18 protein-coding genes and 1 pseudogene are annotated in these 24,673 nt (G+C 71.9%); 11 read left to right on the forward strand and 8 right to left on the reverse strand.

What is annotated here, in order from left to right:
• Positions 1-53: 53 nt before the first annotated feature.
• The 4 genes from ACFZAX_RS30190 (at position 54) to ACFZAX_RS30205 (ending at position 4,390) form a co-directional block, all read left to right on the forward strand.
• Positions 54-1,025: a tetratricopeptide repeat protein gene (locus ACFZAX_RS30190; RefSeq protein WP_390965477.1), complete on the forward strand. Its 972-nt coding sequence runs from the start codon at positions 54-56 to the stop codon at positions 1,023-1,025.
• 651 nt (positions 1,026-1,676) lie between these two features.
• Entirely contained in the window at positions 1,677-2,309 is a 633-nt protein-coding gene (locus tag ACFZAX_RS30195) for a DUF6230 family protein (RefSeq protein ID WP_390965478.1), read from the forward strand.
• 94 nt (positions 2,310-2,403) lie between these two features.
• On the forward strand, positions 2,404-3,009 hold the full coding sequence (locus ACFZAX_RS30200) for a DUF6114 domain-containing protein (RefSeq protein ID WP_390965479.1): 606 nt from the start codon (positions 2,404-2,406) through the stop codon (positions 3,007-3,009).
• Entirely contained in the window at positions 3,002-4,390 is a 1,389-nt protein-coding gene (locus ACFZAX_RS30205; protein ID WP_390965480.1) for a hypothetical protein, read from the forward strand. Before ACFZAX_RS30200 ends, ACFZAX_RS30205 begins: the two co-directional genes overlap by 8 nt.
• A gap of 189 nt (positions 4,391-4,579) precedes the next feature.
• Here the strand turns inward: ACFZAX_RS30205 and pyk are convergent, their stop codons facing one another.
• From pyk to pta, 3 genes are all read right to left on the reverse strand, one after another.
• Complete coding sequence (gene pyk / locus ACFZAX_RS30210) at positions 4,580-6,010, reverse strand: pyruvate kinase (protein ID WP_390965481.1); 1,431 nt, start codon at positions 6,008-6,010, stop codon at positions 4,580-4,582.
• Between the two features lie 88 nt (positions 6,011-6,098).
• Entirely contained in the window at positions 6,099-7,427 is a 1,329-nt protein-coding gene (locus ACFZAX_RS30215; protein ID WP_390965482.1) for an acetate/propionate family kinase, read from the reverse strand.
• 5 nt (positions 7,428-7,432) lie between these two features.
• The gene (gene pta, locus ACFZAX_RS30220) at positions 7,433-9,505 is read right to left on the reverse strand and encodes a phosphate acetyltransferase (RefSeq protein WP_390965483.1); all 2,073 of its coding nucleotides are present in this window, start codon (positions 9,503-9,505) and stop codon (positions 7,433-7,435) included.
• A 424-nt stretch (positions 9,506-9,929) separates the two neighbouring features.
• Here pta and ACFZAX_RS30225 point away from each other — a divergent pair, with 424 nt between their 5' ends.
• Complete coding sequence (locus ACFZAX_RS30225; RefSeq protein WP_390965484.1) at positions 9,930-10,955, forward strand: ATP-dependent 6-phosphofructokinase; 1,026 nt, start codon at positions 9,930-9,932, stop codon at positions 10,953-10,955.
• 418 nt (positions 10,956-11,373) lie between these two features.
• On the opposite strand, the gene ACFZAX_RS30230 is transcribed toward ACFZAX_RS30225, so the two are convergent.
• On the reverse strand, positions 11,374-12,048 hold the full coding sequence (locus ACFZAX_RS30230; protein WP_390965485.1) for a response regulator: 675 nt from the start codon (positions 12,046-12,048) through the stop codon (positions 11,374-11,376).
• Entirely contained in the window at positions 12,045-13,757 is a 1,713-nt protein-coding gene (locus ACFZAX_RS30235) for an ATP-binding protein (protein WP_390965486.1), read from the reverse strand. The genes ACFZAX_RS30230 and ACFZAX_RS30235 overlap by 4 nt, the downstream gene beginning before the upstream one ends.
• Before the next feature lie 165 nt (positions 13,758-13,922).
• Between ACFZAX_RS30235 and ACFZAX_RS30240 the strand changes: the two genes are divergently transcribed.
• The gene (locus ACFZAX_RS30240) at positions 13,923-14,636 is read left to right on the forward strand and encodes an alpha/beta fold hydrolase (RefSeq protein WP_390965487.1); all 714 of its coding nucleotides are present in this window, start codon (positions 13,923-13,925) and stop codon (positions 14,634-14,636) included.
• Between the two features lie 42 nt (positions 14,637-14,678).
• On the opposite strand, the gene ACFZAX_RS30245 is transcribed toward ACFZAX_RS30240, so the two are convergent.
• Positions 14,679-15,320: a GNAT family N-acetyltransferase gene (locus tag ACFZAX_RS30245; RefSeq protein WP_390965488.1), complete on the reverse strand. Its 642-nt coding sequence runs from the start codon at positions 15,318-15,320 to the stop codon at positions 14,679-14,681.
• 296 nt (positions 15,321-15,616) lie between these two features.
• On the opposite strand from ACFZAX_RS30245, the gene ACFZAX_RS30250 reads away from it, so the two are divergent.
• Positions 15,617-17,002, forward strand: a complete 1,386-nt coding sequence (locus tag ACFZAX_RS30250; RefSeq protein ID WP_390965489.1) for a cation:dicarboxylate symporter family transporter — start codon at positions 15,617-15,619, stop codon at positions 17,000-17,002.
• A 365-nt stretch (positions 17,003-17,367) separates the two neighbouring features.
• Here ACFZAX_RS30250 and ACFZAX_RS30255 read toward each other — a convergent pair whose 3' ends face one another.
• On the reverse strand, positions 17,368-18,579 hold the full coding sequence (locus tag ACFZAX_RS30255) for an SUKH-4 family immunity protein (RefSeq protein ID WP_390965490.1): 1,212 nt from the start codon (positions 18,577-18,579) through the stop codon (positions 17,368-17,370).
• A gap of 500 nt (positions 18,580-19,079) precedes the next feature.
• Between ACFZAX_RS30255 and ACFZAX_RS30260 the strand changes: the two genes are divergently transcribed.
• From ACFZAX_RS30260 to trxA, 4 genes are all read left to right on the forward strand, one after another.
• Positions 19,080-22,307, forward strand: a complete 3,228-nt coding sequence (locus ACFZAX_RS30260) for a penicillin acylase family protein (RefSeq protein WP_390965491.1) — start codon at positions 19,080-19,082, stop codon at positions 22,305-22,307.
• A gap of 121 nt (positions 22,308-22,428) precedes the next feature.
• Positions 22,429-23,124, forward strand: a complete 696-nt coding sequence (locus ACFZAX_RS30265) for an alpha/beta fold hydrolase (RefSeq protein WP_390965492.1) — start codon at positions 22,429-22,431, stop codon at positions 23,122-23,124.
• A gap of 45 nt (positions 23,125-23,169) precedes the next feature.
• Complete coding sequence (locus tag ACFZAX_RS30270) at positions 23,170-23,574, forward strand: MerR family transcriptional regulator (RefSeq protein WP_390965493.1); 405 nt, start codon at positions 23,170-23,172, stop codon at positions 23,572-23,574.
• A 3-nt stretch (positions 23,575-23,577) separates the two neighbouring features.
• The gene (trxA, locus tag ACFZAX_RS30275) at positions 23,578-23,919 is read left to right on the forward strand and encodes a thioredoxin (RefSeq protein ID WP_390965494.1); all 342 of its coding nucleotides are present in this window, start codon (positions 23,578-23,580) and stop codon (positions 23,917-23,919) included.
• Positions 23,920-23,940: 21 nt separating this feature from the next.
• On the opposite strand, the pseudogene ACFZAX_RS30280 reads toward trxA, so the two are convergent.
• A pseudogene (locus ACFZAX_RS30280) lies at positions 23,941-24,144 on the reverse strand (Lrp/AsnC ligand binding domain-containing protein); the annotation flags it as partial.
• Between the last annotated feature and the right edge of the window lie 529 nt (positions 24,145-24,673).

Below are 24,673 nucleotides of genomic sequence, written 5' to 3' on the forward strand. Positions count from 1 at the left end.
CCGGTTGACCGATCGCTTTCCGGAACGGCGGGCACAGGGGGGAGGATGTACGTATGCAGCCTAGGAACATGTCCATGAGCGGCGTCGTCGACCTCGCCGCTGTCAAGGCGGCCGGAGAGGCGAAGGCCAAGGCGGAGCAGGCCCGTGCCGAGGCCGCCCGCAAGGGGGGCACCGGCGCCGTCGCGCCGTCCGCCCTGGTGATCGACGTCGACGAAGCCGGATTCGAACGCGATGTCCTCCAGCGCTCCGCCGAAGTACCCGTCGTCATCGACTTCTGGGCCGAGTGGTGCGAGCCCTGCAAGCAGCTCAGCCCCCTTCTGGAGCGGCTGGCCGTCGCGTACAACGGCCGCTTCCTGCTCGCCAAGGTCGATGTCGACGCCAACCAGATGCTGATGCAGCAGTTCGGCATCCAGGGCATCCCGGCGGTCTTCGCCGTCGTCGCGGGCCAGGCCCTCCCGCTCTTCCAGGGTGCCGCACCCGAGGCCCAGATCCGCGAGACCCTGGACCAGCTGATCCAGGTAGGCGAGGAGCGCTTCGGCCTCACCGGGATCGTCGTGGACCCGGACGCGGAGGGTGCCGACGCGGCCCCCGCCGAGATCCCGGCCGGCCCGTACGACGCGCTGCTGGAAGCCGCCTCCGTCGCCCTGGACGCCAGCGATTTCCCGGGCGCGGTGCAGGCGTACCGCAACGTCCTCTCCGACGACCCGGCGAACCCGGAGGCCAAGTTGGGCCTCGCGCAGGCCGAACTCCTGGGCCGGGTGCAGAAGATGAACCCGCAGGAGGTCCGGGAGAAGGCCGCCGCCGGTCCGGCCGACGTCGCCGCCCAGATCGACGCCGCCGACCTCGACCTCGTCGGGGGCCATGTGGAGGACGCCTTCGGGCGGCTCGTGGAGACGGTCCGCCGCACGTTCGGCGACGACCGCGACGCGGTGCGGGTGCGGCTGCTCGAACTCTTCGAGGTCATCGGCCCGGAGGACCCGCGGGTCGCCTCGGCCCGTACGGCGCTCGCGCGCGTGCTGTTCTGATGAGAGCCGATCCGATGCGACGTGTTCCGACGGGACTTGTTCCGATGTGACAAGACGGCCGTGGCGCCCACCGGGTGGCACGGCCGTTTTCACGTCCGGGCGACAACTCGGGGCGCCCAGTGGCTCCACTTTGCCAAATCTTGACCTGACAGACTGCTGTTACTCGCAGTAAAGCGACTCGGGTTCTCTGCCCGGTTGCGCTGCGTTTTCCTCCGGTTTGGCCGTCCCTTTCGTGCCACCCTGCGTGGCCGGTTCATGCCATGGCGTCGCGGGGTGGTTATCGGCCCGTTACTAGCGAGTAACGACACCCCTTGTGCACCGGCCCCGAATGCACCACGATCGGCCACGCTCGGTCCAATAACCGACGGCCCGACCGCCAGTCGGTGCCGCGGGCAGTTGGTCCCCACCGGGCGGGCCGGCGGAACACCCGCCGACCCAGGACAGGGGGGTTCCTGCCCGAGGGCGGGGCCTGTCCGACCGGCTGCGCGGACCGCGCGGTCAGTGGTTTGTCGCTCGGGGGTGAACGCCGGTGCATCGGATGCGGTACAGCCTCCGGGACGGGCGCTCTCCTTCCCGAGGACGTAGCACTTCTCCCATCCCGGGACGGGCAACGGCCCGGCCGGAGATGTACGTCCGAGAAGGAGGAAATATATGAGTTCCCAGATCCGCGGTGGAACCAGATGGAAGCGCTTCGCCCTGGTCATGGTGCCGAGCGTCGTCGCCACGGCGGCGGTGGGCGTGGGGCTGGCGCAGGGTGCGCTGGCTGCGTCGTTCAGCATCTCGGGGCAGGACTTCAAGGTCACTGCCGACCAGCTCAAGGGCGATGACTTCGTCCAGTACGGCAACGTCGCCACGGGTGGCGCGGGCAGCCACCCGGTCGCGGTCTCCGGCTTCAGCTACGCGGAAATCACGAACATGTGCCAGTCGGTCGTCACGCCGATCCCGGGCCTCGGCACGTGGACGCTGAAGCTGACGGCCGGCACCGCCGAGAAGAAGCCGGTCGTGGCGACGGACCTGTACCTGGACGTCTCCCAGCTCGACGCCGACGCCTACTTCGAGAACATCGACATCGGTGTCGCGGCGGGGCACCTCGGCGACGGCACGAAGTCCGGTACAGGCATCCAGCCGAAGACCACCGGGGCGAACGAGTACGGCTTCGGCCAGCGCGCCAGGACGGCGACGCTGACCAACGTCTCGCAGAGGGCCTGGGCCACCACGGCCGGCACTTTCAAGCTGAGCAACCTCAGCCTGCGCCTGAACCACGACGCGAACGAGTGCGAGTAGGCATTCAGTTCGGGTGGCCGGGGTCATGCACGCGGGCTCCGGCCGCCCACCCTCCCTTTCTCACAGCAGTACCGGTTCCAGGGAGCTGTTTTCCATGAGCCCCGAGTCCACAGGGCAGAACGAGCACCACCTCACCGCCCACCGACAGGGATTCCGCGCCTGGCGGGGGAGCAGGCCGTTCTGGGCAGGCCTGCTCACCATGGCGGGCGGTATACCCATCGCCTACTTCCCGTACGCCAACATGCACCTCGGCAACGTCACCCTGGCGATGTCCACCACCGCCGGTGCCGGTTCACTGATCATCGGGGTCCTGCTCGTCACGCTGGGGCTGACCATGTGGTTCCACCACATCGTCCGCGTGTTCGCAGGAGTGGCGGCGATTCTGCTCGGGCTGATCTCCATACCCGTGGCCAACTTCGGCGGGTTCGTGATGGGCTTCGTTCTCGCGCTGGTCGGCGGCGCGCTCTCCGTGTCCTGGGCCCCGGGACAGCCGGAGGACGATGCCGCGAGCACGGCGGGCGTCGCACGGTCCGAGAACGCGCAGGCTGCTTCCGTCGCATTCGGCGCGGACAAGCCGGCGCTCGCGTACGGGCCGCACTCGGACGAGCCGCACGGCATCACCACTTTCCCCGCGCAGCAGCCCGCCGACTTCGACGCGGCGGTGGACGCCGACGCGGACGGCGGGAGGCACCGTGCGTGAGGACGGGTACTCCGACGTCTTCGCGGGCGAAGCAGCCCGCGAGCGGAGAGGCCCGCGCCACGCGGCTCCCCGCAAGTCGCTGTTGACGAAGCTGAACCTGCCGTCCGGAAAGAAGGCGTTCGCGCTCGCCGCGATGCCGACGGCGGTCTTCGTGGGCATGGGCCTCACGCCCAAGCTCGCCATGGCCGACGACGCCTCGGACATCCCGTTCGCGCCCGGCCCGTGCGTCACCCGGTCCGACGAGCCGAGCGAGTCGCCGGAGCCGTCGACGTCCGCCTCACCGTCCCCCTCGGCCTCGGCCTCCGGCTCCGCTTCGGCGGGCAAGGACGAGGAAGCGGGGACGGACAAGGGCGAGGACTCCGGGCCCACGCCGACCACGACCCCGTCCCCCTCGGCGACCTCGGACACCCCCGCCGCCGACGACACCGCGTCGGACACCGCGGGCGCCGCTGCCGGAGCGAAGTCCGCCGCCGGGCCCACGCCGACCCCGACGAAGAGCACCAACCCGCTCGACCCGCTCGGTGTGGGCGACGCGATCAAGGGCTTCTTCGACAGCCTCGACCCGAACAAGGCGACCCCGTCCCCGAGCGCCACCACCGAGGCGCCGAAGGCCGAGGAGACCACCGGCTCCGGTACGGAGGAGTCGGCAGCGCCCTTGGCCGACGACGCCTCCGGCTCCGGCGCCTCCGCGACCGACGCCGCGAAGGACGCCGACGCCGCGAAGGACGAAGCAGCCGCCGACGCCGAGAAGACCGAGGCCGAGAAGACCGAGGCCGGGATCCGTGCGGCGGCGGCCGAGGCGGGCCGGACGGTCGAGGAGCTGGACGAGGACGCCAAGGGCCTCGACGCGAAGAAGGACGAGGACATCCCGGACGGCGCCAAGCAGCCGTTCCCGTGTCCGACCGAAGACCCGGAGGCCCTCGCGGCGGCCGAGCTGGAGCCCGGGATCCCTCTGCTCCCGACCGACCCGTGGATCCTGGAGTCCTCGCTGCTCACCCTCACGGGGCTGGACTACGCGGGCATCGTGGAGGTGAAGACGGCGGACGGCACGGTGAAGAAGGTGCTGAAGTTCACCGCCGACTCCATAGACATCAAGGACCTCCACCAGACGGCGGTCGGCCCGGACGGCACCACCATGCACGTCCAGGCCCGGGACGGCTCCACGTCCACCATCCGCAACGGCAAGGTGACGATGTACACGGAGGAGCTGAAGGGCAACCTCTTCGGCATCATCCCGATCACCTTCAGCCCCACCTCGCCGCCCCCGATCAACGTGCCCTTCGCGTTCTTCACGAACGTCAAGGTCACCCAGGCGGGCCAGTTCGGCGGCTCGCTCAAGGTGCCGGGTCTGCACAACTACCTGACGAAGAACGGCGGCTGACCGCTCCGCCGCACCCCAGACCAGTCCGGGAGCCGCACAACACCTGTGGCCCGCAGCCCTGTTCATCAGGGAGGCGGGCCACAGGCGTGTCCGGGTCCGCCGCCGTACGCAGGAACGGCCGTGGGCCGCGCACCCGGCTGTCGCCGGAGTGCGCGGCCCACGGCCGTCGTTCCGCTGGTGGTGTGCGCGTCAGGCGCGCTCGCCGCCGCCCACGAGGTGGACGCGGACCATGTTGGTGGTGCCGGGGATGCCGGGGGGCGAACCGGCGGTGATGATCATCGTGTCGCCCTCGTTGTAGCGGCCGAGCTTCAGCAGTTCGGCGTCGACCATGTCGACCATCGCGTCGGTGGTCTCCACGTGCGGCACGACGTGGGCCTCGACGCCCCAGCTCAGCGTGAGCTGGTTGCGGGTGGCCTCGTCCGTGGTGAACGCGAGCACCGGCTGCGCGGCGCGGTAGCGGGACAGGCGGCGGGCGGTGTCACCGGACTTGGTGAACGCGACCAGCGCCTTGCCGTCCAGGAAGTCCGCGATCTCCGTGGCGGCGCGGGCGACCGCACCACCCTGGGTGCGCGGCTTCTTGCCCGGGACCAGCGGCTGGAGGCCCTTGGAGAGGAGCTCCTCCTCGGCGGCGACGACGATCTTCGCCATCGTCTTGACCGTCTCGATCGGGTACGCGCCGACCGAGGACTCGGCGGACAGCATGACCGCGTCCGCACCGTCCAGGATCGCGTTGGCGACGTCGGACGCCTCGGCACGGGTCGGACGGGAGTTGGTGATCATCGACTCCATCATCTGGGTCGCCACGATCACCGGCTTGGCGTTGCGCCGGCAGAGCTCCACCAGGCGCTTCTGCACCATCGGGACCTTCTCCAGCGGGTACTCCACGGCGAGGTCACCACGGGCCACCATCACACCGTCGAACGCCAGGACGACGCCCTCCATGTGCTCGACCGCCTGCGGCTTCTCTACCTTGGCGATGACGGGGACCCGGCGGCCCTCCTCGTCCATCACCTTGTGGACGTCCTTGACGTCCTCGGCGTCACGGACGAAGGAGAGGGCGACCATGTCGCAGCCCATCCGCAGGGCGAACCGGAGGTCCTCCACGTCCTTCTCGGACAGGGCCGGGACGTTGACCGCCGCGCCGGGCAGGTTGATGCCCTTGTGGTCGGAGATGACACCGCCCTCGATGACGATGGTCTTGACCCGGGGGCCCTCGACCTCGACGACCTTCAGCTCGACGTTGCCGTCGTTGATGAGGATCGGGTCGCCCTTGGTGACGTCGCCCGGCAGACCCTTGTAGGTCGTACCGCAGATCGACTTGTCGCCGGGGACGTCCTCGGCGGTGATGGTGAACTCGTCACCGCGGACCAGCTCGACGGGGCCCTCGGCGAACTTCGCGAGGCGGATCTTCGGGCCCTGGAGGTCGGCGAGCACGCCCACCGCCCGCCCGGTCTCGGCAGCAGCCTTGCGGACACGGTCGTACCGGCCCTGGTGCTCTTCGTGGGTGCCGTGGCTGAAGTTGAATCGGGCCACGCTCATGCCGGCCTCGATCAGAGCGACCAGCTTCTCGTGGGAGTCGACGGCGGGACCGAGGGTGCAGACGATTTTGGAACGGCGCATGGGGCGGATCCTATCGGTTTGTTTCACTGCGGAATATTCCGTCTGGTGGAAAGTACAAAGGGGCGTGGGGGTGCTCAGTTGTGGGCCTCTACGGCTGCGTCGCCCCGGCCTCCTCCGGCCCGGTGCCGCTGCCGTCGCCGCCGTCCCCGGCGGCCCGTCCGACCAGCGCGAACGTCTGTCCGGCGATCTCCAGCTCCTCGTCCGTCGGCACCACGGCGACCGCGACCCGGGCGTTCTCGGGGGAGATCAGCCGGGGCTGGGGCGACCGTACGGCGTTCAGATCGCCGTCCACCGTCATGCCCAGCGCCTCCAGACCGGCGATGGCAGCCTCCCGCACCGGGGCCGAGTTCTCGCCGACCCCCGCCGTGAAGGCCACCGCGTCCACCCGGCCGAGGACGGCCGTGTAGGCGCCGATGTACTTCTTCAGGCGGTGGATGTAGATGTCGAAGGCGAGGGCGGCACGCTCGTCGCCCTCGTCCACGCGGCGGCGGATCTCCCGCATGTCGTTGTCGCCGCAGAGGCCGACCAGGCCGCTCTTCTTGTTGAGCAGCTCGTCGATCTCGTCCGCGGACATCCCCGCCACCCGCTTCAGGTGGAAGGTGACCGCCGGGTCGATGTCCCCGGAGCGGGTCCCCATGACGAGGCCCTCCAGCGGAGTCAGGCCCATCGAGGTGTCCACGCACCGCCCGCCCGCCACGGCCGACGCCGAGGCGCCGTTGCCGAGGTGCAGCACGATGATGTTGAGGTCCTCGACCGGCCGGCCCAGCAGCTTCGCCGTGCGGCGTGAGACGTACGCGTGCGAGGTCCCGTGAAAGCCGTACCGGCGGACCCGGTGGGCGTCGGCGGTCTCCACGTCGATCGCGTACCGGGCCGCGTGCTCGGGCATCGTCGTGTGGAACGCGGTGTCGAAGACCGCGACCTGTGGAAGATCCGGCCGCAGCTCCTGAGCCGTACGGATGCCGGTGATGTTCGCCGGGTTGTGCAGCGGGGCGACCGGCACCAGGCGCTCGATCTCCTTGAGCACGTCGTCGGTGACCACGGTCGGCTCGGTGAACCGGAGCCCGCCGTGCACCACCCGGTGCCCGATCGCCGCCAGCTCGGGGGAGTCGAGCCCGAGCCCGTCGGCCGCCAGCTCCTCGGCGGCGGCCTTCAGGGCCGCCGCGTGGTCGGCGATCCGGCCGGTGCGCTCACGGGCCTCGCCGCCGTCGCCCGGACGCGGGGTGTGCACCAGGCGGGACGTTTCCTCACCGATGCGCTCCACCAGTCCGGAAGCGAGCCGGGAGTGGTCGCGCATGTCCAGCAGCTGGTACTTCACCGACGAGGAGCCGGAGTTGAGCACGAGCACCCGGTGCGCGCCGGAGGGCGCCGCACCCGCGCCGTCCCGGTCGGTCGTCGCGTCGGTCGTCGTGTGGGTCATGCGGGTCACTCCTCGCCCTGCGCCTGGATGGCTGTAATGGCCACGGTGTTCACGATGTCCTGGACCAGGGCGCCGCGCGAGAGGTCGTTGACCGGCTTGCGCAGCCCCTGGAGCACCGGGCCCACCGCGACCGCGCCCGCCGAGCGCTGTACCGCCTTGTAGGTGTTGTTGCCGGTGTTGAGGTCCGGGAAGATCAGCACGGTGGCCTGGCCCGCCACCGGGGACTCGGGCATCTTCGTCGCCGCGACGGTCGGCTCGACCGCCGCGTCGTACTGGATCGGGCCCTCGATGAGCAGGTCGGGCCGCGCCGAGCGGACCCGCTCCGTCGCCTCCCGCACCTTCTCGACGTCCGCACCGGACCCCGAGGTCCCGGTGGAGTACGACAGCATCGCGATCCGCGGGTCCACCCCGAAGCGTGCCGCGGTCGCCGCCGACTGGACCGCGATGTCCGAGAGCTGCTCGGCGTCCGGGTCCGGGTTGACCGCGCAGTCGCCGTACACCAGCACCTTGTCGGCGAGGCACATGAAGAACACCGAGGAGACGATCCGTGCGTCCGGCTTCGTCTTGATGATCTCGAACGCCGGCCGGATGGTCGCCGCCGTGGAGTGCACCGAACCGGAGACCATGCCGTGCGCCAGGCCCTCCTGGACCATCAGGGTGCCGAAGTAGTTCACGTCGGAGACCACGTCGTACGCCAGCTCCACCGTCACCCCGCGGTGCGCGCGCAGCTGGGCGTACCGCTCCGCGAAGGCCTGCCGCAGCTCGGAGGTGGCCGGGTCGATGAGCTGGGTGTCCGCGAGGTCGATGCCGAGGTCGGCCGCCTTCTTGCGGATCAGGTCCACGTCGCCGAGGAGCGTCAGCTCGCACACGTCGCGGCGGAGCAGCACGTCGGCGGCGCGCAGCACGCGCTCCTCGGAGCCCTCCGGCAGCACCACCCGGCGCCGGTCGGCCCGCGCCTGCTCCAGCAGGTCGTGCTCGAACATCATCGGCGTGACGCGTCCGGTACGGGCCACCGAGACCCGCTCCAGGAGCGCGGTGGTGTCCACGTGGCGCTCGAACAGGCCGAGCGCGGTCTCCGCCTTGCGGGGCGTGGCCGCGTTCAGTTTGCCTTCGAGGGCGAAGAGTTCACCGGCGGTCGGGAAGGAACCCCCGGGCACCGAGATCACCGGGGTGCCGGGCGCGAGCCGGGCCGCCAGCTGGAGGATCTCCTCGCCGGGACGCTCGTCCAGCGTCAGCAGCACCCCCGCGATGGGCGGGGTACCGGCGCTGTGCGCGGCGAGCGAGCCCACCACCAGGTCGGCCCGGTCGCCCGGGGTGACGACCATGCAGCCGGGCGTCAGCGCCTGCAGGAACCTCGGCAGCATCGCCCCGCCGAACACGAAGTCCAGCGCGTCCCGCGCGAGGCCCGCGTCGTCGCCGAGCAGCACCGTGCCGCCCAGCGCGGCGGTGACCTGTGCGACCGTGGGCGCCGAGAGAGCGGGCTCGTCGGGCAGTACGTACACCGGGACGGTCAGCCGCTCCACGATGCGCCCGGCGAGGGTGTCCCGGTCCTCGGGCGCGACCCGGTTGACGACCATCGCCAGCACGTCGCAGCCGAGTCCGGCGTAGGCCCGGTACGCGTTGTGCGTCTCGGCCCGCACCGACTCGGCGGGCTGGTCCTTCCCGCCGACCACCGCGATGACGGAGGCCCCGAACTCGTTGGCGAGGCGGGCGTTGAGCGCCAGCTCGTCGGGGAGCTGGGTGTCCGCGTAGTCGGTGCCGAGCACCAGCACCACTTCGTACGCGCGCGAGACCTGGTGGAAGCGCTCGACGAGCCGGGAGACGAGTTCGTCGGTACCCTGCTCCGCCTGGATCGCCGACGCCTCGTGGTAGTCGAGGCCGTGGACGGTCTCCGCGCTCTGGGAGAGCCGGTAGCGGGCGCGCAGCAGCTCGAACAGCCGGTCGGGACCGTCGTGGACCAGCGGCCGGAAGACGCCGACGCGGTCCACCTGCCGTGTCAGTAGCTCCATGACCCCGAGTTCGACGACCTGGCGGCCGTCCCCCCGGTCGATCCCGGTCACGTACACGCTGCGCGTCACGCGTGGTCTCCCGTCCTGATGCGACTGTTCGCCCGGTACGGGCGGTGATATCCCGGTAGGGGTGGCATTGGCTTGCATTATTTCCGACGATACCTGCGGGGGCCGCAGGGCCGCCCGCCGGAGACCCCTTCCCACTTTCCCGGGGCGGGCCGCACCGTTGGCGGTGCGTGCGTGTGTGCACGCGTACACCCGGGGGCATTGCTTCCCGCCCCGGCTCCCCGCCGCCCATGAGGCCCCACGTAACGTTGTGCCGGAGGCAGTTTCCGGACCTGTTACCCGGATTTTCGCCCCCTGTTCGTGCGCCGGAGCAGCCGAAAGCGCGGGGTGTACCCCTGCCGTGGGACAATCGGGACGGCTCACGGCGCGGGGGCCGCTCACCAAGGCCCCGAACAGTCCGGTACTAGCGAGCAGGAGACAACGCACGATGCGCATCGGAATTCTCACCGCAGGCGGCGACTGCCCCGGCCTGAACGCAGTGATCCGTTCGGTCGTGCACCGCGCAGTCGTGGGTCACGGCGACGAGGTCATCGGCTTCGAGGACGGCTTCAAGGGCCTCCTGGACGGCCACTTCCGCCCGCTGGACCTGAACGCCGTCAGCGGCATCCTGGCGCGCGGCGGCACCATCCTCGGCTCCGCCCGCCTGGAACGCGACCGGCTCCGCGAGGCCGCGGAGAACTGCGAGGAGCTCTCCCGCCGTTACGGCATAGACGCCCTCATCCCCATCGGCGGCGAGGGCACCCTCACGGCGGCCCGGATGCTCTCCGAGGCCGGAATGCCCGTCGTCGGCGTCCCGAAGACCATCGACAACGACATCTCCGCCACCGACCGCACCTTCGGCTTCGACACCGCGGTGGGCGTCGCGACGGAGGCCATAGACCGCCTCAAGACCACCGCCGAATCCCACCAGCGCGTCATGGTCGTCGAGGTGATGGGCCGTCACGCCGGCTGGATCGCCCTGGAGTCCGGCATGGGCGGCGGCGCGCACGGCATCTGCCTGCCCGAGCGCCCCTTCCAGGTCGACGACCTGGTCAAGATGGTCGAGGAACGCTTCGCCCGCGGCAAGAAGTTCGCGGTCATCTGCGTCGCCGAAGGCGCGCACCCCGCCGAGGGCTCCATGGCGTACGCCAAGGGCGAGATCGACCAGTTCGGCCACGAGCGCTTCCAGGGCATCGGAAACCGCCTCGCCGTCGAGCTGGAGCGCCGCCTCGGCAAGGAGGCCCGCCCGGTCATCCTCGGCCACGTACAGCGCGGCGGCACCCCGACCGCGTACGACCGCGTCCTCGCGACCCGCTTCGGCTGGCACGCCGTGGAGGCCGTGCACCGCGGCGAGTTCGGCAACATGACCGCCCTGCGCGGGACCACCATCGAGATGGTGCCGCTCGCCGACGCGGTGACCCGGCTGAAGACCGTACCGGCGGACCGGATGTTCGAAGCGGAGTCGGTGTTCTGAAGGCTGTGCCCCGTCCCTCCCGGGAGGGACGGGGCACAGCCACCCGCCGTTTCCGCAACCGTACGCACGCCGGCCCGGCCGCCTCGGGAGCGCGGGGGCTTCAGCGCATCGGCCCGGCGCTCCGACCGATCCAGCACACGGATCGGTTCCCTCCCACGGGCCTCGGTGGGCGCGAACGCCGGGTACTCGGCGAAGTCGTCCGTGAGGGCCGGCGCGAGCTGCGCCCGCACGGTGGCGATCTGCGGTCCGGCCGCGACGTGCCGCAGACGCTCCGCCGCGCACCCCGCCCGCGAACCCGAGGCTGACGGAACCGGCGGCCTCGTCGTCCCACTCGTCGCGGTGCGTCCGCACTCCCGACCGGACAGCAGCCCCGCGGAAGGTGACACGCGGCTGTGGTGAACCCGCTCGGGGACGCCGGTCAGCGCGCCTCCGGCACCCATCGGTAGTGCAGCTCCGGCCGCCCGACCTGGCCGTAGTGCGGTCGGCGGGCGGCCCGGCCGAGGCCGACGAGGTGTTCGAGGTAACGGCGCGCGGTGATGCGGGAGATGCCCAGCGCCTCGCCGGTGGTCGCCGCCGTCACCCCGTCCGGCGCCCCGCGCAGCTCACGGGTGACCGCCTCCAGCGTCGGGGCGCTCAGCCCCTTCGGCAGTGCGGCCGGGTGCGGGGCGCGCAGCACCCCGAGCGCCCGGTCCACCTCCTCCTGCCCGCTCGCCTCCCCGGCCGCGGCCCGGAACTCCGCGTACCGCACCAGCCGGTCCCGCAGCGTCGGGTAGGTGAACGGCTTCAGCACGTACTGCACCACCCCCAGCGAGACACCCTCCCGCACCACCGCGAGGTCCCTCGCCGAGGTCACCGCGATCACGTCCGCGCCGTGTCCGGCCGCCCGCAGCGCGCGCAGCAGCTGGAGCCCGTGGCCGTCGGGGAGGTAGAGGTCGAGCAGCAGCAGATCGACGGGCTCCCGGTCCAGCGCCCGTACGGCCTCCGCCCGCGTGTGCGCCACGGCCGCCACCTCGAAGCCCTCCACCCGTGCGACGTACATCCGGTGGGCGTCGGCGGCCACCGGGTCGTCCTCCACCACCAGGACCCGGATCACGCGCGCTCTCCCGCCGTGCCGACGGTGCTCGTGGCGCCGCTTCCGTGGCCCGTACGGTCGCGGATCGGCAGGCGTACGGAGAACTCCGCGCCGCCGTCCGGACCCCGCCCCAGTACCACCGTCCCGCCGTTGCGCCGCACGGTCTGGCGGACCAGCGCGAGGCCGAGCCCCCGCCCGCTGCCGTGCGTCGACCAGCCGGTACGGAACACCGCCTCGGCGTCGTCCCGGCCGATGCCGGGGCCGTTGTCCGCCACCTTCAGCAGCAGCTCCCGGGCGTCGGCCTCGGCGACGGCCGTCACCGTGACCCGGGGGCGGGCGGGTACCTGCGCGGCCGTCGGGTCCTCGGGGCGGGGGCCGGGGACGACGGCCCCCGCGGCGCCCGGACCCCCGGCCGCCGCGTCCAGCGCGTTGTCGATCAGATTGCCCAGCACGGTCACCAGGTCCCGCTGCGCCAGGGTGTCGGGCAGCACCCCGTCGTCGATCCGGCTGTCCTCGGCCAGCACCAGCTCCACCCCGCGCTCGTTGGCCTGGGCCGCCTTGCCCAGCAGCAGGGCCGCGAGCACCGGTTCGGCGACCGCGCCCACCACCCGGTCCGTGAGTACCTGGGCCAGCTCCAGCTCGGCGGTCGCGAACCCCACCGCCTCCTCGGCGCGGCCGAGTTCGATCAGCGACACCACCGTGTGCAACCGGTTCGCCGCCTCGTGCGCCTGCGCGCGGAGCGCCTGCGTGAAACCGCGCTCCGAGTCCAACTCGCCCGACAGCGCCTGCAGTTCGGTGTGGTCCCGCAGCGTCACCACGGTGCCCCGCTGCTCGCCGCCCACCACCGGACGGGAGTTCAGCACGATCACCCGGTCCGCCGTCAGATGGAGTTCGTCCCCCCGCGGCTCGGACGCCAGCAACGCCCCGGTCAGCGAAGGCGGCAGTTCCAGCGCGTCCACCCTCCGGCCGACCGCGCCGGGCCCCAGCCCCAGCAGTTCCCGGCCCGCATCGTTGATCAGCGCGATCCTCCGCTGCCCGTCCAGCATCAGCAGCCCCTCGCGCACCGCGTGCAGGGCCGCCTCGTGGTAGTCGTGCATCCGGCTCAGCTCCGTCGCGTTCATCCCGTGCGTGTGGCGGCGCAGCCGGGCGTTGATCACGTACGTACCGATCCCGCCGAGCGCCAGCGCGCCCGCCGCCGCGAGGCTCAGGGCCCGCAACTGCGCCCGCACCTGCGTGGAGACCCGCTCCACGGTGATGCCCGCGCTGACCAGCCCGGTGATCCGGCCGCCGTCGCGGACCGGGGTGACCACGCGGATCGACGGGCCGAGCGTGCCCGTGTACGTCTCCTCGAACGTCTCGCCCCTCAGCGCCCGCGCGGTGTGCCCGAGGAAGGTCTCGCCGATGCGCGAGCTGTCCGGATGCGTCCAGCGGACGCCCTGCGGGTTCATGATCGTCACGAACGTGATCCCGGTGTCCGCGCGGACCTGTTCCGCGTACGGCTGGAGCGTGGAGGACGGTTCCGGGGTACGGATCGCCTCCCGCACGGAGGGCGACCCGGCGATCGCCACCGCCACCGCCCGCACCTGCCGCCGCGCGGTCTCCTCGGCCCGCGCGGAGCCGGAGGCGTACGCGAAGAACGCGCCTCCGGCCACCACGGCGGCGATCAGGACGACCTGCATGGCGAAGAGCTGGCCGGCCAGGCTGCGGGGACGGGGACGGAAGGAACGCATGGCGGACAGTCTGCCCCGGGTGCGGTGGGCGGGGTGCGGTGAGGGGAGCGGTCGGGGGAGCGGTGAGGGGAGTGGCAACGGGTTGGCTCGGTCCGCGGCGACGCCTTGGTTCGGCCTGCGGCGAAAGGAGTTTTGGCGGTGCGGGCGCCCGGACACATCCTCGGTATGACCGATCACCGCACCGTCGACGTCGGCGGCGTCCGGCTCGCCTACCAGGTTTCGGGGCCGCCGGACGCCCCGCCGCTCGTCCTGCTGCACGCGCTGGGCGAGGACGCCTCGGACTGGAGCGCCGTGGCCCCCGTCCTCGCCCGCCGCTGCCGCGTCCACGCCCTCGACCTGCGCGGCCACGGCCGGAGCGACTGGCCCGGCACCTACTCCTTGGAGCTCATGCGGGACGACGTGCTCGGCTTCCTCGATGCACTGGCACTCGACCGGGTGGACCTGGTGGGGCACTCGCTGGGCGGGATCGTCGCCTACCTCCTCGCCGAGGAGCACCCGCAGCGGGTGCACCGCCTGGTCCTGGAGGACGTTCCCGCCCCCCGCCCCCGGGAGCGGACCGTACCGACCAGACCGGAGGGGGAGCTGACGTTCGACTGGGAGACGGTCCTGGCCGTCAAACCGCAGCTCGACACCCCGGAAGCGGGATGGCTGGAGCGCCTCGACCGGATCACCGCCGAGACCCTCGTCGTGGCCGGCGGGCCGGACAGCCACGTCCCTCGGGACGGCACAGCCGAACTGGTCCGTCGCGTCCGGCACGGGCGGCTCGTCACCATCCCGGCCGGGCATCTGATCCACCGGGCGGAACCGGAGGAGTTCACGAAGACCGTCGCGGAGTTCCTGTGGCCGGAGGGGGGAGCGGACCCGGGACCGAGAGCCTGACCCGTGCCGCGGTGTGGGGAGGCGTCTTCCCGACCGGGGCGGTCAGTCGGTGTCGGCCGGCAGGTCCCAGGACCGGGGCCGGTCGAGGGCCTCCCACTCGTCACGAAGCAGCGCGTGCATCCCGAGGTCGTACCGACGGCCCCGGTGCAGGCAGGTGGAGCGGCGTACTCCCTCCTGGACGAAACCGGCACCGGCCAAGGCGCCCCGTGCCGCGGAGTTCGTGGTGTGGGTCTCGGCTTCGATGCGGTGCAGCGGCAGTTCACCGAAGCCGAGGTCGACCAGGGCGTCCACGGCAGCAGTGCCGTGCCCCTGGCCACGGTGGCCGGGGTCCAGCATCAGCGTGATCGCGGCCGAACCGTCGATGAGGTTCTGTTCGGTCAGGGCGATGTGGCCGACGGGAGTGCCGTCGGGGAGCAGGACGAGGAAGTCGTCGCGGTCGCCGTCCTCATGGTCGCTCTCGACGCGCCCGCGTACCGCGGACAGCGAGCGCGGCCACGTACCGACCTCGCGGGCGATGACGGGGTCGGAGAGCCAGCCGTGGATCAGTTCGGCGTCGTCGGGGTCGAGCGGCGTGAAGGCGATGCCCCGCCCCCGCCAGCAGACGGTCCGGAGTGGCTCGGTGCCCCCGTCCTCCGACTCCGACCCGGCCACCGCCTCTTCCGCCGCTGTTCCGATTTCGATCATGGGCGGAGGCTAACGGTGCCGCGCACCGGTGGCGAGGCGTTTTCGGCCCTGCCGCTCGGGCCCGCGCCACGCGTCAGGTCCGGCGCGAGCGCCACGGGGATGTGAACGTTATGAACGCAAGGGTGACCCGCGTCACGGCTCGGTGGATAGTCACCGGGGCCCCCAGGGACGGGTGGCCGGTACGCGCCCCGACGACGGGACCCGTACGTGCCCCGGACACCACCTGGGTGACTCGTACGCGCCCGGGTCCCGGGACCCGTACGCGACCGAGCCGAGACCGAACCCAGGAGGCACCCGTGGCAGGCACAGCCGGACAGCGGGACCGCACCCAGTACCTGTACATCGCCGTCATCGGTGCCGTGGTGCTCGGCATCGTCGTGGGGTTCGCCGCCCCCGGGGTCGCCGTCGAGCTGAAGCCCATCGGGACCGGCTTCGTCAATCTCATCAAGATGATGATCTCGCCGATCATCTTCTGCACGATCGTGCTGGGCGTCGGCTCGGTGCGCAAGGCCGCCAAGGTCGGCGCGGTGGGCGGGCTGGCCCTCGGCTACTTCCTGGTCATGTCGACCGTCGCCCTCGCCATCGGCCTGATCGTCGGCAACATCCTGGAGCCCGGCTCAGGCCTGCACCTCACCGAGACCGTCCGCGCGGCCGGCGAGAAGCAGGCCGAGGGGGCGAGTGAATCCACCGCCGACTTCCTGCTCGGCATCATTCCGAAGACCATGGTCTCGGCCTTCACCGAGGGCGAGGTCCTCCAGACCCTGCTGATCGCGCTGCTCGCGGGCTTCGCCATCCAGGCCCTGGGCGCGACCGGCGAACCGATCCTGCGCGGCATCGGCCACATCCAGAAGCTCGTCTTCCGCATCCTCGCCATGATCATGTGGGCGGCCCCGGTCGGCGCGTTCGGCGCGATGGCGGCGGTGGTCGGCGAGACCGGCATGGACGCGCTGAAGTCGCTCGCCATCATCATGGTCGGCTTCTACCTCACCTGCGCCATCTTCGTCGTCGTCGTCCTGGGCAGCATCCTGCGCCTGGTCGCCGGCGTGAACCTCTTCCTGCTGCTGAAGTACCTCGGCCGAGAATTCCTGCTGATCCTCTCCACCTCGTCCTCCGAGTCCGCCCTGCCGCGCCTCATCGCGAAGATGGAGCACCTCGGCGTCAGCAAGCCCGTCGTCGGCATCACCGTGCCGACCGGCTACTCCTTCAACCTCGACGGCACCGCCATCTACCTCACGATGTCGTCCCTCTTCATCGCCAACGCCATGGGCGACCCGCTGAGCGCGGGCGAGCAGATTTCCCTGCTCGTCTTCATGGTCATCGCCTCCAAGGGCGCCGCCGGAGTCACCGGCGCCGGACTCGCCACCCTCGCGGGCGGCCTCCAGTCGCACCGCCCCGGACTCGTGGACGGCGTCGGCCTGATCGTCGGCATCGACCGCTTCATGAGCGAGGCCCGCGCCTTGACCAACTTCGCCGGGAACGCCGTCGCCACCATCCTCGTCGGGACCTGGACGAAGGAGATCGACCGGGCCCGCGTGGACGAGGTCCTGGCCGGCAACCTGCCCTTCGACGAGCGGATGCTGGAGGACGGCGCGCATTCGGCCCCGGCCACGGGGGCCGGCTCTCCGACCGGCGAAGAGGTGCCCGACCAGCGCGACGGGGGCGTGGTCCCGGCGAAGGTCTGACCCGCGCCCACGCCGACCGGCTCCGGGTGGTGCGCTCGCGCGCCGATCCGCACGGAGCCCCCACAGACCCGAGACCCTCGCCGAGGCCCCCACCTCTGCCTCGGCCGTCTCGCCGGGAACGCCCGCACCGGGAGGTGCGGGCGTTCCCGGTTCCGGCTCAGCTGCCGTCGGCGGGACCGCGCCGGTGCCACGGCACGTGAGGCGGAACCCGGGCTTCTTCGTTCTCCCTGCCCAGCGCTGCGCGAACGGCCGTCAAACCGGCCTGTGGCGCTCACCGGGAAACGAGACCGGCCGTTCCGCACCCGCCCCGCACGGGCCTCTCCGCGCGCCCCCTCACCCGCGCGCCCCCTCACCCGCGCGCCCCCTCACCCGTGCAGCACCGCTCCCGCCTCGTCGTGGAACACCTCCGGCCAGTAGCGGTAGTCGTCCTCCACCGGAGGCAGGCAGGCCACCGGATCGACCGAGGCCAGTACCGCGACCATGGCGTCGGCCAGCTGGTGGTAGAAGTCGGCGGTGAAGTCGTTCTCGGCGTCGAGCCGTTGCTCCCGGCCGAACATCCACAGGGTGAAGGCCAGCGTGGAGACATCGGCGTTGATCGGCACCAACGCGTCCTCGCCGTAGGGGCGGTACGAGAGGAGACCGGTCACGCCGTCGACCACGACCTCCATGTCCTCGACCAGGCTGCCGAGGCAGAACAGCCGGTCCGCGTCGGCCGGGAGCACGACCGGGTCCGCGTCCCGCGCATTCTCGACCTCCACGAGCGGACGCAGCAACGTCTCCTCGCTCCACAGGCCGAACATCAGCTGCGTACGCGGCAGTCCCACCTCCGCGAGGAACCGGCGGGTCGGCTCGTGGACCAGCCCCGCCGGGAGTGCGGACGGCTCGGTCCGCACCAGGTCCTCCGGGCCGAACTCCGCCTCCAGCAGTCCCTTCGGCAGGTCGAGACGCAGCCCCTCGCCCGGACCGGCCACGAGGGCGAGCGGCCGGATGGTGGCAGAGATCCGCCACAGCGCCGGCACGGGGTGCTCCCAGGTGTCCGGAGCGCCCGCGCTTCCCCAGCCGCCGCCGCCCCAGTCCTCCTCGGCGAAGACCGCCGCCAGCAGCTCGCACGCCCGTGCCACCGCCTCCGTGCCGCGTGGACCGGCAGCGACGACCGCGAACCTGCCGCGCGACGCACGCAGGTCGTCCACCTCTCCGAGGAACCGCGCCAGGGCGTCGAGGGAGGGCGCCAGCGGGACCACGTCGATCAGGCCGGGCGCGTCCTCGAAGAGGTCCATGGAGAAGACCCGGCCCGTGGCCCCGTCGAGCACGACCTCCTGGGCCTCGGCGCCCTCGCACAGCAGGTGTCCCACCCTCAGCAGGTCCCTGACGTGCGGGTGGAGTTCAGCCGGGTCCGCGTCCTCGGTGAGCAGCTCGGCGACCCGCGCCACCCGGGGCTGCGCGAGTGGGGCGAACCTGATCAGCTCGTGGGTGAGCGGCAGCCCGGGGCCGGTGAGCCGCATCCGCGTCGGCTCGTGCGTGAGGAGCGGATGGAGTGCGTGCGCGGGCACGGTGACGCTGTCGGAACTGCCGGACATGGTTCCCCCGTAGTACTCGTGCGAAGATTCGGATTCCTCGGTCCCCGACGCGGACATCTCCACCGGGAAGCCCCGGCCACGGACGCCGCCCCAGGGCGTGTTCCGAAGGCCACGCCCGTCCGACGGCACCCGGCCCGCACGCTCGCCGCGTTGTCGGGGGCACACCCCGGACATCCGGGATCGGGACGACCCTCCGCCCCGCGATCGCACGCCTCGGACCCCGCCGGGCCCGCCCTCCGGACGGACGGCGCCACCTTCGCGGCAAACCATAGGCACACCCACCGACAGTGCCGGCGCCGCCGATTCCTCCACGTCGCAGGACACTCCGGGCCCGACGCGGCAACTGGCCAGTGTGAAGCGGGTGTTGCAACTTCCTGGCGGCTGCGGCACAAGCCTTACGGCAGGCCCCGCCCGGGGGCTAGCGTGCGCACGCGCCGGGCTCCCGCCGGCGCGTCCCCCGGAGCCGTACGGCCCCCGAAACCCCGGATCGAGAGCCTCCGTTGAATCCTGCCAAGCGCCTCCTGGGGCGCGCGCGCCGGGCCAGACCCCGCGCCGCCGCCATCGCCCTCCTCGCCGCCGGAGCGCTGCTCGGCGGCGCCCTGGTCGCCGCCCCTACGGCGGCCGCGACATCCGACCCGTTGCCCGCCACCGGTGACCCCTGCCAGGGCCAGTGCCTGGACATCCTCACCGCGGGTGAGAACGGGCACGCCACCCTGGCGGGCATCCTGCTGCACCAGACGATCGGCACCCGGCCGGCGCACTCCGCCGACCAGATCGAGAAGTACGACAACCTGCTGCACGACTACTCCGGGCTCACCCCCGACCAGTTGGCGAACTACTTCAACGACGCCTCCTTCGGCGTACCGTCCGGGCAGACCGAGTCCACCCTCACGCCGCGTGGCGGCGTCACCATCACCCGGGACAAGGCCACCGGCACCCCGCACATCAAGGGCACCACCCGCTCCGACACCGAGTTCGGCGCCGGTTACGCGGCGGGCCAGGACCGGTTGTGGCTGATGGACATCCTGCGCCACGTCGGGCGCGGGCAGCTGTCCTCGTTCGCGGGCGGCGCGGCGGGCAACCGGGCGCTGGAGGAGAGCCTCTGGGCCGTCGCCCCGTACACCGAGGCCGACCTCCGCGCCCAGCTCGACCGGGTCGCGGCCTCCGGGGCGCGCGGCGCCCAGGCCGTGCAGGACATCAACGACTACGTGGCGGGCGTCAACGCCTTCATCGACGCCGACCTGGACGCCAACAACTACCCGGGCGAATACGAGCTCACCGGCCACGGCAGGAACATCGCCGACTTCACCGCCACCGACACGGTCGCCATCGCCTCGGTGGTCGGCGCCATCTTCGGCAGCGGGGGCGGCGGCGAGGTCGAGAACGCCCTCGCCGAACTCGCCCTCCAGCAGCAGTACGGCGACACCGCCGGCTCCGCCGCGTACCGGGCCTGGCGCGCCCAGAACGACACCGAGGCCACCACCACCCTGCACACCGGCGACTTCCCGTACGCCACCACGCCCGCCGCACCCGTCGGCACGGCGACGCCCGACACCGGCACGGTGACCGCCTACCGGCACGCGGTCAACGGCACGGGCACCGGCGCCACGACCGCCACCGCGGCGAAGGCGACATCGGCCACCACCGGCGAGGGCGTCCTGCCCGCCGACCTGATCACCGGCGAACACGGCATGTCCAACGCCCTGGTGGTCTCCGGCGACCACACCGCCTCCGGCCACCCGATCGCCGTCTTCGGCCCGCAGACCGGCTACTACGCGCCCCAGCTCCTCATGGTCCAGGAACTGGACGGCCCGGGCCTCCGTTCGCGCGGCGCCTCCTTCCCTGGCATCAGCTTCTACGTGGAGATCGGCCGGGGCCTCGACTACTCCTGGAGCGCCACCTCGGCCAACCAGGACATCACCGACACCTTCGCCGCCGAGCTCTGCGAGCCCTCCGGCGCCACGCCCACCACCGCCTCCCGCTCCTACCTGCTGCGCGGGGTCTGCACCCCCTTCGAGAAGCTGACCGCCCACAACTCCTGGGCACCCACCACCGCCGACTCCACCGCGGCCGGCTCCTACGACCTGGAGACGCTCCGCTCCGCGTACGGGCTGGTCACGCACTTCGGGAAGAGCGACGGCAAGCCGGTGGCGTACACCGCACTGCGCTCCACCTACCAGCACGAGCTGGACTCCGTGATCGGCTTCCAGCAGTTCAACGACCCCTCCGTCATCACCTCGGCCACCGCCTTCCAGACGGCCGCCCAGGACGTCGGGTACACCTTCAACTGGTTCTACGCGGACGCCCACCACACCGCGTACTACAACTCCGGCGTCAACCCGGTACGCGCCGCCGGCACCGACCCCGACAAACCGATCCGGGCCCTCCCCGCCTACGAGTGGCAGGGCTGGAACCCGACGGTCAACACCTCGGCGGTCACCCCGCCCGCCCAGCACCCCCACTCCGCAGACCAGGACTACTACGTCAGCTGGAACAACAAGCAGGCGGCCGGGTTCACCTCCGGCTGGGGCAACGGCGCCGTCCACCGGGTCGACCTGCTGGACAGCCGGGTCTCCGCCCTCGTGAACGCCGGCGGGGTGACCCGCGCCCAGCTGGTCAAGGCGATGGAGGACGCCGCCGCCACCGATCTGCGGGCCGAGGAGGTGCTGCCCGAGATCCTGCGGGTCATCGACAGCGCTGCCGTGACGGACCCCGCCCTCTCCACCACCGTCGAACAGCTGCGCGCCTGGGCCGCCTCGGGCTCCGAGCGGCGCGAGCCGTCCAAGGGTGCGGGAACGTACGACCGGGCCACCGCGATCCGGGTGCTGGACGCCTGGTGGCCGCTGCTGGTGGAAGGGGTGTTCCAGCCGAAGCTGGGCACCGCCGCCTACCAGGCGCTCACCGCCGTCGCGCCCATCAACGAGTCGCCGTCCGGCGGCCAGAACGGCTCCGGCGCGGTCGGCACCGGCATCGCCGCGGCCCAGGCCCACAAGGGCTCCTCCTTCCAGCACGGCTGGTGGAGCTACCTCGACAAGGACCTGCGCGCGGTGCTCGGCTACGCCGTCGCCTCACCCCTGGACCGTACGTACTGCGGGACCGGCACCGTCGCGTCCTGCCGGAACGTCCTGCTCACCACCCTGGCGACTGCCGCGGCCGTCCCGGCGGCCACCGTCTACCCGGCGGACGCGTCCTGCTCCGCCGGTGACCAGGTCTGCGCGGACTCCATCGTGCACCGGGCGATGGGCGGCATCACCGTGCCCAGGATCGCCTGGCAGAACCGCCCCACCTATCAGCAGGTGGTGGAGTTCCCGGCCACCCGGTCGGACAGCCTCACCAACCTCGCAACCGGCGCCAAGGCCACCGCGTCCGACTACCAGAACGCCGTCGTGGTCGCCTACCCGCCCAAGCAGGCCGTCGACGGCGACCGGTCCACCCGCTGGGCCAGCAAGACCGTCGACACCGCGTGGATCACCGTCGACCTCGGCGCGGTACGGCGGGTCGGCCGGACCGCGCTCGACTGGTCCGACCAGTACGCGCTGAAGTACACCGTCGAGGTCTCGTCGGACAACACCACCTGGAAGACCGTGCACACCACCACCGCCGGCTCCGGCGGCACCGAGAACCGCTCCTTCGTACCGGTCGACGCCCGGTACGTACGCGTCACCGGGCTGGCCAAGGGCACCGACAACCGGTACTCCCTGAACGAGATCGGGATCTACGCCCAGTGACCGGGCCCGCCGGCACACGATGATCCCCGTCGGGGCCCGGGGCGTGTCCCACCACGGGACGCCCCGGGCCTTCGACCGGTCGTCGACGGGTCATGTCAGTGCGCCGCGCTACGGTGCCCCGATGACGAACTACGTATTGGTGGCGGGAGCTTGGCTCGGCGGCTGGGCGTGGGACGAGGTGGCCGAGGAGCTGCGCCGGGGCGGGCACACCGTCCTCCCGCTCACCCTCTCCGGGCTCGCCGAGAAGCGTGACGTACCGGCGGGGCAGCAGACGCACGTACGGGACGTCGTGGACGCGGTCGAACACGCCGGACTGACCGACGTGGTGCTCGTCGGCCACAGCTACTCCGGCATCCCGGTGGGCCAGGCCGCCGAACGCATCGGCGACCGGCTCGCACACGTGGTGTTCGTGGACTCCGACGTTCCCTCCGACGGGAAGGCGTTCGCCTCCGCTCCGTGGGCCGGGCAGCTGGGAGCCACGATCACCGAGCACGGCGGCTTCTGGCCCCCGCTGACCGCCCCGGAGTGCGGGGGCCAGGGGCTCACCGAGACACAGATCCAGCGTTTCGTCGACGGCGCGACACCCCACCCCGGCGCGACCCTCACCGAGCCCGCCGAGCTCACCCGCCCGCTCGGCGAACTGCCGGCCACCTACGTGAAGTGCCTGCTCGACGGCGCGGAGCCCAACGACGACGTGGTCGAGCTGCTCAAGAGCGACCGCTGGCGGCTGGTCGAGATGGAGACAGGCCACTGGCCGATGTTTTCGCAGCCGGGCGAACTGGCACGCGTCCTCGCGGAGGTCCCCGCCCGCCCCTGAACGCCTCCTTGCCTTGACGCCCGCGTCAAGGAATACGGTCGGGTCATGCGAATCGGTGAGCTGGCCCAACGGGCCGGGACGACGACGCGGGCGCTGCGCTACTACGAGTCGCGCGGGCTGCTGCGGGCGCGACGGTCCGAGAACGGCTACCGCACGTACGACGAGAACGACCTCAGACAGCTCCGCCAGATCCGGACCCTCCAGGACTTCGGGTTCGGCCTGGAGGAGACCCGGCCGTTCGTGGAGTGCCTCCGGGCCGGGCATCCGGCGGGGGACGCCTGTCCCGCGTCGCTCGCCGTCTACCGGCGGAAGCTGGACGAGCTGGACGCGCTGATCGCACAGCTGGGGACCGTACGGGCCGAAGTCGGGGCGCAGCTCGCTCGCGCCGAGGTCGAGGTGGCCGCCGGACTTCCCGGCGGGCCACAACCCCGATGTGAACTGGGAGGATGACAGATGATCCACGTGGAAGGCGTCACCGAGGTGACCGACGAGACCTTCGACGGCGAGGTGCTCGGCGCGAAACTGCCGGTCCTGGTCGAGTTCACCGCCGACTGGTGCGGTCCCTGCCGCCAACTCGCCCCGGTGCTCGGCGAGATCGCCCGCGAAGAGGCCGGCCGGATCAAGATCGTGCAGATCGACGTCGACCACAACGCCGGTGCCGCCGCCCGCTACGGCGTGCTCGCGATGCCCACCCTGATCGTCTTCCGCGACGGCGAACCCGTGAAGTCGATGGTGGGCGCCCGCCCGAAGCGCCGCCTCCTCCAGGAGCTGGAGGAGGTACACGCCTCGGTGTGAGTCGCGCGAGAACGGGTAGTGTCAGGGCCGGCGCGGGCCGCGAGCGGGCAGGGTCCGGCTGTGGACCACGCTCGTGGTCGTGCTCCCGAAACCGGCCGACTCGTCGACGAGCGACTCCAGATGCTCCATCGAGGTCGCGACGGGCTTGAGTGTGCAGCAGTCGTCGCCGGCCGTCCGCAGACACTCCGGGATCTTGTGCCGCTCGGCCGGCAGCCGGTGCGGCGGCCCACCCGGCCGGCTTCCGGCTGCCCGCCCGTCACCGGGTCGGGCAGCGGGGCGAGCTCCAAGTCCCCGGGGCCGCCGGAACGGGGGACGACTGCCGCGCGCACGACGGGGCCCTTTTCGACGGGAGCGGGTGCGGGGGCGCCGGGTCGTGGCAGAGAGCCAAGGAGGAGCCCCTCCTGGAGCTCGCCGAACGTGGCGGAAAGGAGTGGTCCGACGCACTCACCGCGCACATCGCTCACCCCCCTCCTCCAGGCCACGGTCGTCGGCCTAGCCGCCGAGTGACGCGAGCGGGCGCGGCCCGGTCCTCCCGTGACGGATGACGGTGCCGCACCGGGGTTGACAGGTTGCCCGTGCGTGAGTAACGTCCTCCGAGCTGTCCGATGTGAGCGCCGACTCCGGTCGGTCCCCGGACAGCCATTCCGCACCACCACTCCACAAGGCCCGGCTTTCCGTCGCGTGCCTTTGCGTGTGCTTGTGTGAAATGAGGATTGCCCGTTCGAGAGAACAGCCCCGATTAGCGTCGGGGCCC

The sequence above is a fragment of the Streptomyces sp. NPDC008125 genome (assembly GCF_042957125.1).
In the GTDB taxonomy this organism is placed as follows: Bacteria; Actinomycetota; Actinomycetes; order Streptomycetales; family Streptomycetaceae; genus Streptomyces.